The sequence below is a fragment of the Kitasatospora sp. NPDC018058 genome (assembly GCF_044327205.1).
In the GTDB taxonomy this organism is placed as follows: Bacteria; Actinomycetota; Actinomycetes; order Streptomycetales; family Streptomycetaceae; genus Kitasatospora.
On record NZ_JBIRFA010000013.1, the window covers coordinates 20,602 to 36,536 of the forward strand.

17 protein-coding genes are annotated in these 15,935 nt (G+C 72.8%); 8 read left to right on the forward strand and 9 right to left on the reverse strand.

Annotation, left to right across the window (positions count from 1 at the left end; translation table 11 throughout):
* Positions 1 to 49: 49 nt before the first annotated feature.
* Positions 50 to 1,063, reverse strand: coding sequence for an aldo/keto reductase (locus ACH4E7_RS19615; RefSeq protein ID WP_396250285.1), 1,014 nt, complete (start codon positions 1,061 to 1,063; stop codon positions 50 to 52).
* A complete protein-coding gene (locus ACH4E7_RS19620; protein ID WP_396250286.1) occupies positions 1,060 to 1,563 on the reverse strand; it encodes a MerR family transcriptional regulator in 504 nt (167 codons plus the stop codon). The genes ACH4E7_RS19615 and ACH4E7_RS19620 overlap by 4 nt, the downstream gene beginning before the upstream one ends.
* Before the next feature lie 120 nt (positions 1,564 to 1,683).
* Here ACH4E7_RS19620 and ACH4E7_RS19625 point away from each other — a divergent pair, with 120 nt between their 5' ends.
* Complete coding sequence (locus tag ACH4E7_RS19625) at positions 1,684 to 2,517, forward strand: serine hydrolase domain-containing protein (protein ID WP_396250287.1); 834 nt, start codon at positions 1,684 to 1,686, stop codon at positions 2,515 to 2,517.
* Here the strand turns inward: ACH4E7_RS19625 and ACH4E7_RS19630 are convergent.
* Positions 2,514 to 3,290 (reverse strand): pirin family protein, encoded by a 777-nt coding sequence (locus ACH4E7_RS19630; RefSeq protein ID WP_396250288.1) that lies wholly within the window; start codon positions 3,288 to 3,290, stop codon positions 2,514 to 2,516. The two genes, ACH4E7_RS19625 and ACH4E7_RS19630, sit on opposite strands and share 4 nt — an antisense overlap.
* 211 nt (positions 3,291 to 3,501) lie before the next feature.
* On the opposite strand from ACH4E7_RS19630, the gene ACH4E7_RS19635 reads away from it, so the two are divergent.
* The 5 genes from ACH4E7_RS19635 (at position 3,502) to fabF (ending at position 8,549) form a co-directional block, all read left to right on the forward strand.
* Positions 3,502 to 4,698 (forward strand): PucR family transcriptional regulator, encoded by a 1,197-nt coding sequence (locus tag ACH4E7_RS19635; RefSeq protein ID WP_396250447.1) that lies wholly within the window; start codon positions 3,502 to 3,504, stop codon positions 4,696 to 4,698.
* 90 nt (positions 4,699 to 4,788) lie between these two features.
* Complete coding sequence (locus ACH4E7_RS19640; protein ID WP_396250289.1) at positions 4,789 to 5,748, forward strand: ACP S-malonyltransferase; 960 nt, start codon at positions 4,789 to 4,791, stop codon at positions 5,746 to 5,748.
* Positions 5,745 to 6,776, forward strand: coding sequence for a beta-ketoacyl-ACP synthase III (locus ACH4E7_RS19645; protein ID WP_396250290.1), 1,032 nt, complete (start codon positions 5,745 to 5,747; stop codon positions 6,774 to 6,776). Before ACH4E7_RS19640 ends, ACH4E7_RS19645 begins: the two co-directional genes overlap by 4 nt.
* An 80-nt stretch (positions 6,777 to 6,856) precedes the next feature.
* Positions 6,857 to 7,105, forward strand: a complete 249-nt coding sequence (locus ACH4E7_RS19650; RefSeq protein WP_355669419.1) for an acyl carrier protein — start codon at positions 6,857 to 6,859, stop codon at positions 7,103 to 7,105.
* A 181-nt stretch (positions 7,106 to 7,286) separates the two neighbouring features.
* Positions 7,287 to 8,549 carry a beta-ketoacyl-ACP synthase II gene (fabF, locus tag ACH4E7_RS19655; RefSeq protein WP_396250291.1) on the forward strand — a complete coding sequence of 421 codons (1,263 nt, stop codon included), beginning with the start codon at positions 7,287 to 7,289 and terminating at the stop codon, positions 8,547 to 8,549.
* Between the two features lie 80 nt (positions 8,550 to 8,629).
* Here the strand turns inward: fabF and ACH4E7_RS19660 are convergent, their stop codons facing one another.
* Together ACH4E7_RS19660 and ACH4E7_RS19665 are read right to left on the reverse strand one after the other, a co-directional pair.
* The gene (locus ACH4E7_RS19660; RefSeq protein ID WP_270147090.1) at positions 8,630 to 9,124 is read right to left on the reverse strand and encodes a DUF3145 domain-containing protein; all 495 of its coding nucleotides are present in this window, start codon (positions 9,122 to 9,124) and stop codon (positions 8,630 to 8,632) included.
* A 353-nt stretch (positions 9,125 to 9,477) separates the two neighbouring features.
* Entirely contained in the window at positions 9,478 to 10,503 is a 1,026-nt protein-coding gene (locus ACH4E7_RS19665) for an NADP-dependent oxidoreductase (protein WP_396250292.1), read from the reverse strand.
* A 106-nt stretch (positions 10,504 to 10,609) separates the two neighbouring features.
* On the opposite strand from ACH4E7_RS19665, the gene ACH4E7_RS19670 reads away from it, so the two are divergent.
* Together ACH4E7_RS19670 and ACH4E7_RS19675 are read left to right on the forward strand one after the other, a co-directional pair.
* Positions 10,610 to 11,074 (forward strand): MarR family winged helix-turn-helix transcriptional regulator, encoded by a 465-nt coding sequence (locus ACH4E7_RS19670; protein WP_396250293.1) that lies wholly within the window; start codon positions 10,610 to 10,612, stop codon positions 11,072 to 11,074.
* A 119-nt stretch (positions 11,075 to 11,193) separates the two neighbouring features.
* A complete protein-coding gene (locus tag ACH4E7_RS19675; RefSeq protein ID WP_396250294.1) occupies positions 11,194 to 12,705 on the forward strand; it encodes an LCP family protein in 1,512 nt (503 codons plus the stop codon).
* Between the two features lie 9 nt (positions 12,706 to 12,714).
* On the opposite strand, the gene ACH4E7_RS19680 is transcribed toward ACH4E7_RS19675, so the two are convergent.
* The 4 genes from ACH4E7_RS19680 to ACH4E7_RS19695 all read right to left on the reverse strand — a co-directional run bounded on the left by ACH4E7_RS19680 (position 12,715) and on the right by ACH4E7_RS19695 (position 15,642).
* Positions 12,715 to 13,638 (reverse strand): 1-aminocyclopropane-1-carboxylate deaminase/D-cysteine desulfhydrase, encoded by a 924-nt coding sequence (locus ACH4E7_RS19680; RefSeq protein WP_396250295.1) that lies wholly within the window; start codon positions 13,636 to 13,638, stop codon positions 12,715 to 12,717.
* 102 nt (positions 13,639 to 13,740) lie between these two features.
* Entirely contained in the window at positions 13,741 to 14,415 is a 675-nt protein-coding gene (locus ACH4E7_RS19685) for a GPP34 family phosphoprotein (protein ID WP_396250296.1), read from the reverse strand.
* Positions 14,416 to 14,456: 41 nt separating this feature from the next.
* Positions 14,457 to 14,684 carry a hypothetical protein gene (locus ACH4E7_RS19690; protein WP_355669426.1) on the reverse strand — a complete coding sequence of 76 codons (228 nt, stop codon included), beginning with the start codon at positions 14,682 to 14,684 and terminating at the stop codon, positions 14,457 to 14,459.
* Positions 14,685 to 14,694: 10 nt separating this feature from the next.
* Positions 14,695 to 15,642, reverse strand: coding sequence for an SPFH domain-containing protein (locus tag ACH4E7_RS19695; protein WP_396250297.1), 948 nt, complete (start codon positions 15,640 to 15,642; stop codon positions 14,695 to 14,697).
* Positions 15,643 to 15,935 lie beyond the last annotated feature (293 nt).

Below are 15,935 nucleotides of genomic sequence, written 5' to 3' on the forward strand. Positions count from 1 at the left end.
GGAAGGCGCCGGGCCCGGGGAGTGACGGCTCCCCGGGCCCGGTCGGGTGCTACTCCCGCCCGACCTGGGTGAAGTTCATGTCGGCGTAGCGGCCGCCGGCCACCTGCGCCGACACCGGCTCCAGCAGCGCCAGCTCCGCCGCGGTGAGCCGCAGGGTCGCCGCGGCGGTGTTCTCGGCCAGCCGGCTGCGCTTGCGGGTGCCCGGGATCGGCACCACGGTCAGCCCGTGCACCTCGGCCCGCTGCTGCACCCAGGCCAGCGCGACCTGGGCCATCGTCACCCCGCGCGCCGTCGCGATCTCCCGCAGCGGCGCCAGCAGTCCGGCGTTGGCCGCCGCGTTCTCACCGGTGAACCGCGGCTGGGTGCGCCGCACGTCGTCCGCCGCGAGCTCCTCGGCGGCCTGGAACGCGCCGGTCAGGAAGCCGCGCCCGAGCGGCGAGTACGGCACGAAGGCGACGCCCAGCTCGGCCGCGGCCGGCACCACCGTGCGCTCGACGTCCCGGGCGAACACCGACCACTCGGACTGCAGCGCGGCGATCGGGTGGATCGCGTGCGCCTCGCGCAGCTCGGCGCCCGTCACCTCGGACAGGCCCAGGTGGCGCACCTTGCCGGCCTTGACCAGCTCGGCCATCGCGCCGACGGACTCGGCCAGCGGCACGGCCGGGTCGCGGCGGTGCATGTAGTAGAGGTCGATCGCGTCCACGCCGAGGCGGCGCAGCGAGGCGTCCACGGCGGCCCGGATGTACGCCGGGTCGTTGCGGATGCCGCGGTGGGCCGGGTCGTCCTCCTTGCGCTCGATGGCGAACTTGGTGGCGAGCACCACCGTGTCCCGGTTGGCCCGGACGAACGGGCCGATGAACTCCTCGTTGCGGCCGTAGCCGTAGGCGTCGGCGGTGTCGAACAGGGTGACACCGGCCTCCAGGGCGGCGTCCAGGGTGGCGAGTGCCTCACCGGAGTCGGTCGGGCCGTAGAACTCGCTCATGCCCATGCAGCCGAGGCCCTGGATGCCCACCAGCGGGCCGGCGGTGCCGAGTTCGGCGGTGGGGAGGATGGGGTGAGTCATGCGCTCTGCTCTTCCTCTACTCGGTAGTACTGGCAGACGGCCGGGGCACCGGTGCTGTCGGCGATCTTCCCGGCGTAGAGATCGATCTTGTAGTCGAGGACGGAGAGGGTGGCCTGCAGGTCGACGATCCGCTGCCGGACCTCCTCGCGCTGCGTCTCCAGCAGCCGTCGCCGCTCCTCGTAGGTCTCCCCACCGCGGCGGGCCATGTCGACGTACTTGAGCATGTCGGCCACCGACATCCCGGTCAGCCGCAGCCGGCCCAGGAAGGCCAGCCGGTGCAGATCGGCGTCGCAGTAGCGGCGCTGGCCGCCGACCGCGCGGTCGACCGGGTCGAGCAGGCCGATCCGCTCGTACCAGCGCAGGGTGTGGGCGGTCAGTCCGCTGGCCGCGGCGACCTCGCTGATGGTGTGCCGCGGGGTCCGGTCCGGATCGCCGACCGGGCGGTTGAACACCTCGGAGCAGCTGCGCGGACGGCCCTCGACGTGCGCGGGTGTGGCCATTGGTCGTTCCCCCTGTCCTGTGCGACGGCGACGACGCTACCGAGTTGGAGTGCACTCCAAGCAAGCCTCCCAGCCAGGTGGCCCCACCACCCGGCTTTCGCTCGCACTAGAGTCAACCGCATGGAGAGCTTGCGGATGATCGAGAACTGGCCCGTGCCCCACGCCGCCGCAGCGGTGGTCCGGGGTGCGGACGGCGCGGTGCTGGGCGCGCACGGGCCGCAGCAGCACCTCTTCCCGCTGGCCTCGGTGACCAAGCCGCTCACCGCGTACGCGGCGCTGGTCGCGATCGAGGAGGGCGTGTTCGAGCTGGACGACCCGGCCGGTCCGCCCGGTTCGACCGTGCGCCACCTGCTCGCCCACACCTCCGGCCTCGGCTTCGACGAGGACCGGATCTTCGCCGAGCCCGGCAACCGCCGGCTCTACTCCAACGCCGGCTTCGACGCGCTGGCCCGCGCGCTGTCCGAGGCCGCCGGGATCGAGTTCCACCGCTACGTCGCCGAAGCGGTGTTCGAGCCGCTGGGCATGCACGACACCGTGCTCAACACCGCGCACAAGTCCCCGGCCGGCGCCGGCGGCCTGTCCACGGTGGCCGACCTGACCCGCTTCGCCGCCGAGCTGCAGTCGCCCAAGCTGCTGGACCCCTCCACCGTCCGGCGGGCCACCCGCGAGGTCGCCTTCCCCGGCACCAGCGGCGTGCTGCCCGGCTACGGCCACCGCCGCCCGAACGACTGGGGCCTCGGCTTCGAGATCCGCGACGGCAAGAGCCCGCACTGGACCGGCACCGCCAATTCCCCCGAGACCTTCGGCCACTTCGGCCAGTCCGGCACCTTCCTGTGGGTCGACCCGCAGGCCGGCGTGGCCTGCATCGCGCTCACCGACCGGGACTTCGGGCCGTGGGCCGTCGAGCTCTGGCCGGCCCTCTCCGACGCGGTGCTCTCCGAGCTGAACGGTTAGCCGTACGAGACCGGCGAGTGCATCTCCCAGAGCAGGAGTTCGGCGCCGGTCCCGCCCGCCGTCGGGTCGGCGAAGGCCTCGCCGGTGATCCGCACACTGTCGCCCGGGACCATCGAACGGCCGCCGCCCTTGGGCCCCGGGATCGTCCGGTAGCCCAGTGAGCCTGCCGTCAGGTGGGCGTACCGCCAGGGCGCCTCGGGCAGTTGCGGCAGCGGCTGCCACGGACCGGCGACGGCCAGCCAGAGCGCGGCGTCACCGCGGCGCAGCCGCAGGGCGTCGGTGCCGGCGTCGCGCTCCAGCCCGGAGGCCAGCAGCGTCAACCCGCCGTCCGCCGGTTCCACCCTTCGCAGCCCGTACGCCGGGGTGGCGTCGAACTCGTCCGGCTGGAGCCACATCTGGACGAAGCGCACCGGCCCGGTGGCTCCGCCGACGTTGCGCTCGGTGTGGGTGACGCCGGAGCCCGCGCTGAGGTGCTGGATCATGCCCGGGCGCACCACCCCGCTGTGGCCGTGCGAGTCCCGGTGGGCCAGCGCGCCCTCCAGCACCCAGGTGAGGATCTCGGTGTCCCGGTGCTTGTGCTCCTCGAACCCCGCGCCGGGGGCGAGGAGTTCCTCGTTGCACGCGAGCAGCGCACCGAAGTGGGTGTTCTTCGGGTCGTAGTGGCCGGAGAAGGAGAACGCGTGGCGGGTCTCGATGCCCTCGGCCGGGACGGAGCGGTAGCGCTCGGCGGTGCGGCGCAGATCGGCACGGGCGCGGTCAGGAGCGTCGGTCACACTCCCCTACCGTAGTGGGTGTGACCCTTCCCACCGCGCCGCTCCGCCGGGGGGTGTGCACGAGCAGTCACTCGCGTGAGGCAGTCTTGTCCTTGTGCCAGCCGCCTCCACGAACTCCCAGAGCGAACCCAGTCCCGTCGCACCCGAACCGACCGGTAAGAGCCCGGCCGCCCGGGCCGGCCGCGACCGCCCCGGCCGGGCGGCGCCCCGCCTGACGGCCCAGGAGCGCAGAAACGCCGCCGAGCGGGCCGAGCGCCGGGCGGCGACGCTCAAGCGGCTGGAGAAGTCCTCGGGCAAGCTGGCCAGCGCCGCGATTGCGCGGATGGACGACCAACTCGGCTGGTACCGGCGGATGCCGCCGGAGCACCGCTCCTGGATCGGCCTGGTCGCCCAGGCCGGTATCGCCGCCTTCACCGAGTGGTACCGCCAGCCCGACGCCGCCCAGGCGATCTCCACCGACGTCTTCGGCACCGCCCCGCGCGAGCTGACCCGGGCGATCACCCTGCGCCAGACCGTCGAGCTGATCCGCACCACGATCGAGGTGATGGAGGAGGCCATCGAGGAGGTGGCCGCCCCCGGCGACGAGGCGGACATGCGCGAGTCCGTGCTGGTCTACGCCCGCGAGATCGCCTTCGCCACCGCCCAGGTGTACGCCCAGGCCGCCGAGGCGCGCGGCGCCTGGGACGCCCGGCTGGAGGCGCTGGTCGTCAACTCGCTGCTGTCCGGCGACGCCGACGAGGGCGTGCTGTCCCGCGCCGCCGCGCTCGGCTGGGGGCAGCCCAGCCAGGTCCGGGTGGTGATGGGCAGCGCCCCGGACGGCGACAGCGAGCTGGTGGTGGAGGCGATCCGCCGGGCCGCCCGGTACGCCAAGCTGAACGTGCTGACCGGGGTGCTGGGCAAGCGCCTGGTGGTCGTGGTCGGCGGCGACAAGGAGCCGGTGCACGCCGCCCGGGCGCTGATCGGCCAGTTCGCGCCGGGCCCGGTGGTGATCGGCCCGACCGTGCCGGACCTGCTCTCGGCGACCCGCTCGGCGCACGCCGCCGCGGCCGGCCTGCGCGCCTGCGCCGCCTGGCCGGACGCCCCCCGCCCGGTGCTGGCCGACGACCTGCTGCCCGAGCGGGCGCTGGCCGGGGACCAGGCCGCCCGGCACCAGCTGGTGGAGGAGATCTACACACCGCTGGACGAGGCCGGCTCCGCGCTGCTGGAGACGCTGAGTGTCTACCTGGAGCAGGCGTCCTCCCTGGAGGGCGCGGCCCGGATGCTCTTCGTCCACCCCAACACGGTGCGCTACCGGCTACGACGTGTGACCGACGTCACGGGGTACGCCCCCTCCGACGTACGTTCGGCGTTCACTCTGCGGATCGCACTGGCCCTCGGGCGGCTGGCCGACGCCGGAGAGCCCAGCTGAGTCGGGTGTAGGGACCATACAATCCCGGATGGTTTTCTTCGTTACCGTCGCCTACCCGCCCCTGGGCGCCTGGCGAGAGAGGGTTGAACCGTGCTCGTAATCGTCGCCCCTGGACAGGGTGCTCAGTCCCCCGGTTTCCTCAGCCCCTGGCTGGAGCTCGACGGTGTCGCCGACCGCCTTCGCGGCTGGTCGGAGGTCGCCGGGCTCGACCTGGTGCACGCCGGCACCGAGGCGTCCGCCGAGGAGATCAAGGACACCGCCGTCGCCCAGCCGCTGCTGGTCGCCGCCGGTCTGGTGACCGCCCGTGAGCTGTTCCCGAACGAGGACGTCGCCCGCAAGCTGGTCGGCGCCGTCGCGGGCCACAGCGTCGGTGAGATCACCGCCGCGGCCGGCGCCGGGGTGCTCAGCGCCCAGGACGCACTGACCTTCGTCCGCGAGCGGAGCCGGGCCATGGCCGAGGCCGCCGCGGTCACCGAGACCGGCATGACCGCCGTGCTCGGCGGCGACCCGGAGGTCGTCGCGGCGAAGCTGGCGGAGCACGGCCTGACCGCGGCCAACAACAACGGCGGCGGCCAGATCGTCGCCGCCGGCACGCTGGCCCAGCTGGAGGCGCTGAAGGCGGACCCGCCGGCCGGCGCCAAGCTGATCGCGCTGAAGGTGGCCGGTGCCTTCCACACCGAGCACATGGCCCCCGGCGTGGAGCGGCTGGCCAAGCTGGCCCCGACCCTGACCGTGGCCGACCCGCAGGTCCGCTACGTCTCCAACAAGGACGGCGAGGTCGTCGGCTCCGGCGCCGAGGTGCTCGCGCGCCTGGTGTCGCAGGTCTCCAACCCGGTCCGCTGGGACCTCTGCATGGAGACCCTCGGGCAGCTGGGCGCGACCGCCGTCATCGAGCTGTCCCCCGCGGGCACCCTCACCGGACTGCTCAAGCGCAACCTCAAGGGTGTGGCCACGCTCGCCCTGAAGACCCCCGCCGACCTGGACAAGGCCCGCGAGCTCATCGCGGAGCACGGCGGTCAGGACCAGCAGGACCAGGAGGAGCAGGCATGACCAAGCCGCAGATCCGTCCCGCCGGCGGCGCGCAGTACTCCCGCATCCACGGTGTCGGCGGCTACCGCCCGGTCCGGGTCATCCCCAACTCCGAGGTCCTGGAGTGGATCGACTCCTCGGACGAGTGGATCCGCACCCGCAGCGGGATCGCCGAGCGCCGCTGGGCCGGCCCGGAGGAGTCCGTCGCCGAGATGTCGGTGCAGGCCGCCGGCAAGGCCATCGCGCAGGCCGGGATCGCCCCCGAGCAGATCGGCGGCGTGATCGTCGCGACCGTCTCGCACCTGAAGCAGACCCCGGCGATCGCCACCGAGATCGCCGAGCGGCTCGGCTGCGGCACCGCCCCGGCCTTCGACATCTCGGCCGCCTGCGCCGGCTTCGGCTACGGCCTGGGCCTGGCCGACGGCATGATCCGCGGCGGCAACGCCGAGTACGTGCTGGTGATCGGCGTCGAGCGACTGAGCGACCTGACCGACAAGTCGGACCGCTCGACCGCGTTCATCTTCGGCGACGGCGCCGGCGCCGCGATCGTCGGCCCCTCCGACACTCCCGGGATCGGCAAGCTGATCTGGGGTTCGGACGGCTCGCAGCGGGACGTCATCTCGCAGACCCAGGCCTGGGACACCGCCTTCGCCAAGCCCGACGCGATCAACGGCGCAGGCCCGGAGACCAAGTGGCCGGCCCTGCGGATGGAGGGCCAGCCGGTCTTCCGCTGGGCGGTCTGGGAGATGGCCAAGGTGGCCCAGCAGGCGCTGGACGCCGCCGGGATCACCGCCGACCAGCTCGGCGCCTTCATCCCGCACCAGGCCAACATGCGGATCACCGACGCCATGATCAAGGCACTCAAGCTGCCGGAGTCGGTGCCGGTCGCCCGCGACATCGCGGAGACCGGTAACACCTCCGCGGCCTCCATCCCGTTGGCGATGGAGCGCATGCTGGAGAGCGGCGAGGCCCACAGCGGCGACCTCGCGCTGATCATCGGGTTCGGGGCGGGTCTCGTGTACGCCGCGGCAGTCGTTACGCTCCCCTAGGCGCGTTTCGCCCCACCCAACAACAAGCCTGTGTCCGGCCGCCGGTCGGACACGCTCAACACCGAAGAGGAGCAGCCAGTATGGCTAAGGACAAGGCCGAGGTCCTGGAAGGTCTCGCCGAGATCGTCAACGAGATCGCGGGCATCCCGGCGGAGGACGTCGAGCTCGACAAGTCCTTCACCGACGACCTGGACGTCGACTCGCTGTCCATGGTCGAGGTCGTCGTGGCCGCCGAGGAGCGCTTCGACGTCAAGATCCCGGACGACGAGGTCAAGAACCTGAAGACCGTCGGCGACGCGGTGGACTACATCCTCACCCACTCCGCCTGAGCGGTCGACTCGTTCGAGTCCCGCAGTCCGTCCGGCGTCAGGAACGCCTCGGACGGCTGACCCGTCGGCCCGGCTCCCCGAGCCAGGCCGACCCGCCGGCCGGGACGCCCCACCGGGCGCCCGGCCGGGCCCTTCTTCGGCTCGCCGCCGACCCCGCACGAACGTGAAAGAAGAGCAACCAGTGACCGCTGAAAACCGTACCGTGGTCGTCACGGGTATCGGCGCCTTCACGCCGCTGGGCGGCGACGCCGCCACGACCTGGGAGAACCTGGTCGCCGGGCGCTCCGGAGTGGCGGCCCTGACCGAGGAGTGGGCCCAGGACCTGCCGGTCCGGATCGCGGCGCGCACCGCCGTCGACCCGGGCGAGATCCTGCCCCGCCCGCTGGCCCGCAAGCTGGACCGTTCCGCCCAGTTCGCGCTGATCGCCGCCCGCGAGGCCTGGGCCGACGCCGGCTACGAGACCCCGGCCACCGACGAGTCCTCCAAGCTCGCCCCCGAGCGACTGGGCGCCGTCATCGCCTCCGGCATCGGCGGCGTGACCACCCTGCTCGACCAGTACGACGTGCTGCGCGAGAAGGGGGCCCGCAAGGTCTCCCCGCACACCGTCCCGATGCTGATGCCCAACTCCCCCGCGGCGAACGTCGGTCTGGAGGTCGGCGCCCGCGCCGGCGTGCACACCCCGGTCTCCGCCTGCGCCTCCGGCGCCGAGGCGATCGGCTACGCGATCGAGATGATCCGCACCGGCCGCGCCGACGTCGTGGTGGCCGGCGGCACCGAGGCGGCGATCCACCCGCTGCCGATCGCCGCGTTCGCCAACATGATGGCGATGTCCAAGAACAACGACGAGCCCGAGCGCGCCTCGCGTCCGTACGACAAGGCCCGCGACGGCTTCGTGCTGGGCGAGGGCGCCGGCGTGGTCGTGCTGGAGTCGCTGGAGCACGCCGAGGCGCGCAACGCCCGGATCTACTGCGAGGCCGTGGGCCAGGGCCTGTCCTCGGACGCCCACCACATCGCCCAGCCCGAGCCGACCGGCGCCGGCGTGGCCCGCGCGCTGGCCGACCTGTTCGAGCGCAACGAGCTGGACAAGGCCGAGATCGTGCACGTCAACGCGCACGCCACCTCGACCCCGCAGGGCGACACCGCCGAGCTGAAGGCGCTGCGCAAGGAGTTGGGCGAGGACCTCGACCACATCCTCGTCTCGGCCACCAAGTCGATGACCGGTCACCTGCTGGGCGGCGCCGGCGGCATCGAGACCGTCGCCACCGTGCAGGCCCTGTTCCACCGGGTCGCCCCGCCGACCATCAACGTCGACGACCTGGACGACGACGTGGACGCGAAGATCGTCCGCGAGGCCACCCCGCTGCCCGAGGGCCGGATCGCCGCGCTGAACAACTCGTTCGGCTTCGGCGGCCACAACGTGGTGCTGGCCTTCCGCACCCGCTGACCCCGGCCCGTACCCACGGGTCCGCACGAAAGGGGCCGGCGCTCTCCGTGAGCGCCGGCCCCTTCGTCGTCCCCGCGAGCTCAGACCACCTGGTGCAGCCAGCGCACCGGCGCGCCCTCGCCCGCGTACCGGAAGGGCTCCAACTCGTCGTCCCAGGGCTTGCCGAGCAGCCGGGAGATCTCGGCCTCCAGGTCGGCCCCCTCGCTGCGGGCCCGCAGCAGCACCGCGCGCAGCCGGTCCTCGGGGATCAGGATGTCGCCGTGGATACCCGTGACGGCGTGGAAGATGCCGAGCGTGGGCGTGCTGCTGTACCGCTCGCCCTCCGCCGTGGCGCAGGGCTCGCTGGTCACCTCGTACCGCATGAGCTGCCAACCGCGCAGCGCCGAGGCGAGCTTCGAGGCCGTGCCGGGCTCCCCCTGCCAGGAGAGCTCGGCTCGCCAATGCCCGGGTGCGGCCGGCTGGCGGATCCAGTCCAGGCTCACCCGTACACCGAGCACCCCCGCGACGGCCCACTCGACGTGCGGGCACAGCGCGCGGGGCGCGGAGTGGATGTAGAGAACTCCACGTGTCGTCACCGGGACCTCCAGGCTGTGGACGAGGGTCGCCTTCCCCAGCTGCCTCGTGCCTGCAGTTGATCCGCAGTTACCCACGTTAGCCGACATTAAGCTACTAAATTGAGCAAAACGGACAGGCTTTCGCTCAATGCTAGTCGAATCCTTAACGAGGTCTACCCCTCGGCTGGATCTCTCCCCCGAACGGCCCCATCGCCAGGCGGGACCACCGTACCGCGCTGCGCCGCAGGATGGATGACGCACTTTCAGATCCGACCGGAATGCGGTAGTGCGGCCGGATCCTCTGCGCCGTGCACGCGAACCGCCCCGCACGCCCGATGGGGGGGCGGCGGGGCGGTTCGCGTTCTGACGGAGGGTCAGTCACCCAGGCGGACGACCATCTTGCCGGTGTTGACGCCGCGCAGCAGGTCGATGAAGGCCTCGGCGGCGTTCTCGAAGCCGTCCACCACGGTCTCCTCGGTGCGCAGTTCGCCGGACTTCAGCCAGCCGGCCACCTCGGTGACGAACTGCGGCTGCAGGGCGGCGTGGTCGCGCACCAGCATGCCCTCCAGGCGCAGCCGCTTGCCGATCGCCATCGCGAGGTTGCGCGGGGCGGCGGGCGCGGTGGTGGAGTTGTACTGGGCGATCGCGCCGCAGAGCACCGCGCGGCCGTGCACGCCGAGCGCGCCGATCGCGGCCTCCAGGTGGTCACCGCCGACGTTGTCGAAGTAGAGGTCGATGCCTTCGGGGGCGGCCTTCGCGAGCTGCTCGGCGACCGGGGCGTCCTTGTAGTTGAACGCGGCGTCGAAGCCGTACTCGTCCACCAGCTTGGCGACCTTCTCCGCCGAGCCGGCCGAACCGACCACCAGCGAGGCGCCCTTGAGCCGGGCGATCTGGCCGACCAGCGAGCCGACCGCGCCGGCCGCGCCGGAGACGAAGACCTTGTCGCCCTCCTTGAGGCCGCCGACGGCGAGCAGGCCGGCGTAGGCGGTCAGGCCCGGCATGCCGAGCACGCCGAGGTAGGCGGAGAGCGGGGCGGCCTGCGGGTCGACCTTCACCGCGTGCTCGGCATCCAGGGTGGCGTACTCGCGCCAGCCGAGCCCGTGGAGCACCGCGTCGCCCGGGGCGAAGCCCTCGGCCTCGGAGGCGACCACGTAGCCGACCGCGCCGCCGTCCATGGCCGCGCCGAGCTGGAACGGGGGGACGTAGGACTTCACGTCGTTCATCCGGCCGCGCATGTACGGGTCCACCGAGAGGTGGGTGTTGCGGACCAGGATCTCGCCCGGCCCCGGGGTCCGGACCGGAGCCTCGACCAGGGCGAAGTCGGTGGACACCGGCCAGCCCTGGGGGCGGGCGGCGAGGTGCCATTCACGGGCGGTGGCGGGGGCGGCCTGCTCTGCCATGGCGGTGCTCCTCGGAGGGGGTTTCGGCAGGTGAAAGGTTGAGCAACTGAAGTAACGATGGACATAAAAGGTTCACCTTGTCAACTTTTCAGGTAGACTCTGGTGCATGGACACTCAGCCGACCGAGGCCGCCACGCCACAGTCCGACGAGATCACCCGCGAGGTCGTCGACCTGATGGCCAACCTGGTCGCGCTCTTCCACCGCGAGTACGAGGAAGCCGCGGCCGCCCGCTCGCTCACCGGCGCCCAGGCCAAGGTGCTCGCCCTGCTGCGGCGCGGCCCGCTGCCGATGCGGCACATCGCCCAGACGCTCAGCTGCGAGCCGTCCAACATCACCGGCATCGTCGACCGGCTGGAGGCCCGCGGCTTCGTGACCCGGGAGGCCGACCGGCAGGACCGCCGGGTCAAGCTGGTCGCCGCCACCGACACCGGCGCGGCCGCCTCCGAGGAGCTGCGCGAGTCGCTCCACTTCGCCCGCGAGCCGCTCGCCGCGCTCGGCCCGGCGGAGCGGACGGTGCTGCGCGACCTGCTCCGCCGGATGCTCACCGGCGCCTCCGACCCCGGAGCGTGAGCAGCATCACAGGCCCGCGGATCGAATCCCCCGGCCATCGGGGGTAACCGAACAGCCCGCCGAAACGTCTAACGTTCGAACGTCGAACGCGAGATACCTGAAGACGGGGGGCACAGGGGATGAGCAGCAGCACGCGCCGGCGCCGCTACCTGCGGACCGCCATCGGCCTGGCCGCCGTTCTGGTGCTGTCGGTCGTGGGAGCCGGGGCCTGGTTCTACCACCGGCTGGACAGCAACATCACCACCTTCGACGCGGGCGGCGTCGCCACCGAGCGCCCGCCCGCCCCCGTCCCGGCCTCCCCCGGCGCCCAGGTGCCGGTCAACGTGCTGCTGCTGGGCTCGGACACCCGGGACGACGGCAACAGCGCGCTGGGCGGCGGCGAGGAAGGCGTCGGCAACTCGGACACCGCGATCCTGGTGCACATCTACGCCGACCACAAGCACGCCGTCGGCGTCTCGATCCCCCGCGACACCCTGGTCACCATCCCGTCCTGCAAGCTGTCTGACGGCACCTGGGCCAAGCCCCGCACCGACCAGATGTTCAACTCGGCGTTCAGCGTCGGCCAGCTCCCCAAGGGCAACCCGGCCTGCACCCAGAACACCGTGGAGAAGCTCACCGGGCTGCGGGTCGACCACACCGTCGTGGTCGACTTCAAGGGCGCCGCCGCGATGGCCGACGCCCTCGGCGGCGTGGAGGCCTGCGTGCCCAACGACGTCGACGAGTACGGCATCCACCTCAAGAAGGGGCTGCAGAAGCTCTCCGGGCAGTCCGCGGTGGACTACCTGCGGGCCCGCCACGGCATCGGCGACAACTCCGACATAGGCCGGATGAAGCGCCAGCAGGCCTTCCTCTCCTCGATGATCAAGAAGGTGCAGAGCCAGGGCTTCTCGCTGCCCACCCTGCTCCCGCTGGCGGACGCGGCCACCAAGTCGCTGACCGTGGACGAGGGGCTCGGCACCGCGATGAAGCTGGTGGACTTCGCCCGCTCGGTGGAGGACGTCAAGCTCTCCGACGTCACCTTCGTGACCGCCCCCTGGCGCTTCGCCGGGGAGCGGGTGCGACTGGTCCAGCCGGACGCCGACACCCTGTGGAAGCTGCTCCGGGAGGACCGCACCCTGGACGGGCAGGGCACCTCCGGAACCGCCGCGGCGGCCTCCCCCACCCCGACCGCGAGCCCCACCGCCGACGCGCCGCTCACCCCCGAGCAGGCCGCCGTCCCGATCACCGTGGTCAACGGGGTCGGCACTTCCGGGCTGGCCGGCTCCGGCGCGGAGACGCTCAAGGGCCGCGGCTTCCAGAACGTCGCGCTCGGCGCCAACAACCCCGGCAAGCAGCACACCGAGATCGGCTACGACCCGGCGCAGAAGGCCGTCGCCGACCAGATCGCGGCGCTCTTCCCCGGGGCCCGTACGGTCGAGGAGCCGGGCGCGGACTCCATCACCGTCACCCTGGGCGCCGACTACCACTCGGCCGGCACCCAGCTGAACTCGGTCACCGTCCCGTCGGCCACGCCCGGCAGCGGCCCGAGCGCGGGACCGGGCACCCTGCCCAGCGGCGTCCCGACCGGGATAGCCGAGAACACCCGGGGCGCCGACACCGACCCGTGTGCCGATCTGACCTTCGGGTCCTGACCCCCCGGACTACTCCGGATCCGGCAGGCCGGTGACCACGGCCGTCAGGCGGGTGCCGCGGGGGAAGGCACCCGCCGCGGCCAGGTCGGCCAGCGCGGCGAGCAGCTTGGCGACGTAGCGGCGCTCCACCGGGATGCCGTGGCGGCGCTCGAACTCCCCGGCGAAGGCGGCCAGGTCGGGCGGGACCTTGCCGTACCCGCCGCCGTGGTGGGTGTGGTCGATCCGCCAGTTGTCGAACTCGCGTCCGTACCCGGCCCGGTGCAGCCGGGCGACCTCGGCCTCCAGGTAGCCCTCGCCGCCGCGCAGCACGGCCACCCCGAGCGCCCGCGCGCCCGGCGGCAGGCCCGCGGCGATGCCGGCCAGGGTGCCGCCGGTGCCGACCGGGCAGCAGACCACGTCGCGCCCGCCCAGGTCGGGCAGTTCGGCCGGGATGGCGGCCGCGCCGATCGCGGCCAGGGCGTTGGAGCCGCCCTCCGGCAGCACCAGGCAGGGGCCCCAGCGGCGCTGCAGTGCCTCGGGCCCGTACTCCCCCTCGGCCCGGCCGGTGGCCTCCCGGTAGGCGGCCCGGGTGAGGAACTCCAGCCGCATCCCGGCCTGTTCGGCGGCTCCCAGTGACCAGTTGCGCGGTCGGCCGGCCAGTTCCTCCCCGCGCACCAGCCCGACGCTCTCCAGCCCGAGCGCCGCGGCGGCGGCCGCGACCGCCCGCAGGTGGGTCGAGTAGGCCCCGCCGAAGGTCAGCAGCCGGGTGTGGCCCTGCTCGACGGCGGCGGCCAGGTTGGGCCCGAGCTTGCGCCACTTGTTGCCGGGGACGGTCGGGTGCAGCAGGTCGTCCCGCTTGAGCCGCAGCTCCACCCCGGCCCGGGCGAAGGCCTCGTCGGTGCAGTCCACCAGCGGGGTCGGCAGCAGGGCGGGTTCTAGGGCGTGTCCTGGCACCCGGCCAGCTTACGGGCCACCGGCAGCGCGAAGCCCGGCCGCCTGTTCGACGGCCGGGCTCCCGGACGGGCCGCCACCCCCGTGGACGGCCCGTCACGGACCTCAGCCGGCGGCGGCGCCCGCGCCCTCCAGCACCGCGCCGACCTTGTGGCCGATCAGCGCCGTACCGAGCGCCCGCGGGACCGGACCGGCCGCCGGGGCCAGCTTCTCGATCCGGCTCTTGTAGCGGCCCTGCAGCTCGGAGCTCAGCACCGACCGCAGCGCGCCGGCCGCGACCAGCGCCGTCAGCGCCGCGTCGGCCGGGTCCACCCGGCTCAGCGGGCTCTTCAGGGCGGCGGTGACGGAGGCCGCCAGTGCCTCGCGCACCTTGGGGTCGCGCGGGACGACCCCGGTGACCGGCACCACCCCGGCCACCCGACGCCGGTGGACGTCGACCCAGCCGGCCGCCGCGAGCCCGTCCCGGACCCACCGGGTCGGCTGGTCGCGCCCGCCGGTCCTGGCGTGGCCGATCCACCAGCTCCAGCTGTGCGGCCGCTTCTCCCGGACCTGGTTCAGCAGGCGGGCGCTGTACGGGTCGAGGCCAGCCGAGGCGGCGGTGTCGCGGGCCCGGGGGACGGCCGTGCGGCCTTCCTCCCGCAGCAGCCCCCGGCGCAGCAGTTCGGTCAACGCCGCCGCCTGTAGCAGCAGGTTGAGGGTGGAGTGCTTGGTGAGGCGCTCACGCTGCGGGTCGTAGGCGAGCAGGTAGAACTTCTCGGGCAGATTGACGGGCAGGTCCATCTCGGTCCCTCCGAAAGATCCGTGGTGCCCGGCCGCTGCGGTCAGTCCTCGTCGGAACCGCCGTTCTCCGGGCTCTCCTTGGGCGGTCGGCCGCGCCGGGGAAGCCGGGCCGCACCGCTGGGCATCCGGCCGGCCTCGGTGAGGGCGCGGCGGAGCACGAACTCGATCTGCGCGTTGGTGCTGCGCAGGTCGTCCGCAGCCCATCTGGCCAGCGCGTCGTGAACTGAAGGGTCCAGTCGCAACAGGATCTTCTTCCGTTCCGTCGCCAACGCCGAGCCTTTACTGGTAGAGGGAGCCCGTGTTCACGACGGGCTGGGTGCCCCGGTCGCCGCAGAGCACCACCAGGAGGTTGCTGACCATGGCGGCCTTGCGCTCCTCGTCCAACTCCACCACGTCGCGTTCGGCGAGCCGGTCCAGCGCCTCCTCGACCATACCGACGGCGCCCTCGACGATCAGCCGCCGGGCGGCCACCACGGCCCCGGCCTGCTGGCGCTGGAGCATCACCTGGGCGACCTCGGGCGCGTAGGCGAGCCGGGTGATCCGGGACTCGATGACCCGCACCCCGGCCGAGGCGACCCGGGCGGCGATCTCGGCGGAGAGCTTGCGGGCGACCTCGTCCGCGCCGTCGCGCAGCGACAACTGCCCCTCGTGGTGGGCGTCGTACGGGTAGCTGGTGGCGATGTGCCGGACGGCCGTCTCGGTCTGGATGGCGACGAAGTCCGTGTAGTCGTCCACCTCGAACACGGCCATCGCGGTGTCCTCGACCTGCCAGACCACCACGGCGGCGATCTCGATCGGGTTGCCGTCCGCGTCGTTGACCTTGGTGGTCTCGGTCTCGTGGTTGCGGATCCGCAGGGAGATGTGCCGACGGCTGGTGAACGGGTTCAGCCAGCTCAGCCCCTCTGCGCGAACGGTGCCCCGGTACGTGCCGAGCAGCTGGACCACCCGGGCCGAGCCGGGCGAGACCACCGTCAGCCCGCACAGCAGCACCAGCGAGACCAGCACCAGCAGCGGCCCCGCGACCACCAGTGGGATGCCCAAGCCCTTGTTCCCGCCGGACAGCTGGACCCCTCCGGTGATGACGGAGGCGAACCCGGCGACCAGGCCGAGCACCGCCCCGCCGAGCACCGGCAGCCCGGCGGCGCCGGTGATGATCCGCTCGGTGGTCCTCGGGGCCGGAAGATCGATGGCAGGGCCGTCCTCGACGGCGAAACGCGGTGTGGTCATGAGACCGACTCCCCCCTGTGCGATGTCCGCTGCGCGGGTGCCCGCTTCAGCTGTCAAAGTGATATCACTTTTTTCGCGCAGCACGCCAGGCCGGTACGAAAGCCGGACAAGAGTGGTTACCGGGGCGATGGAGGACCGTCGGGGCCTCCGGGGACCAGTTCGCTCACAGGCGCTGCCGCGCAAGCCGTCGCGGACGTGACCGATATCACGCATCCGAACTGAAACCCCGTCGGTTCGCCGGTCGGTCTGACCATAAGTATGGTCAGTCGACGGACAGTACGGGGGGTGACGCC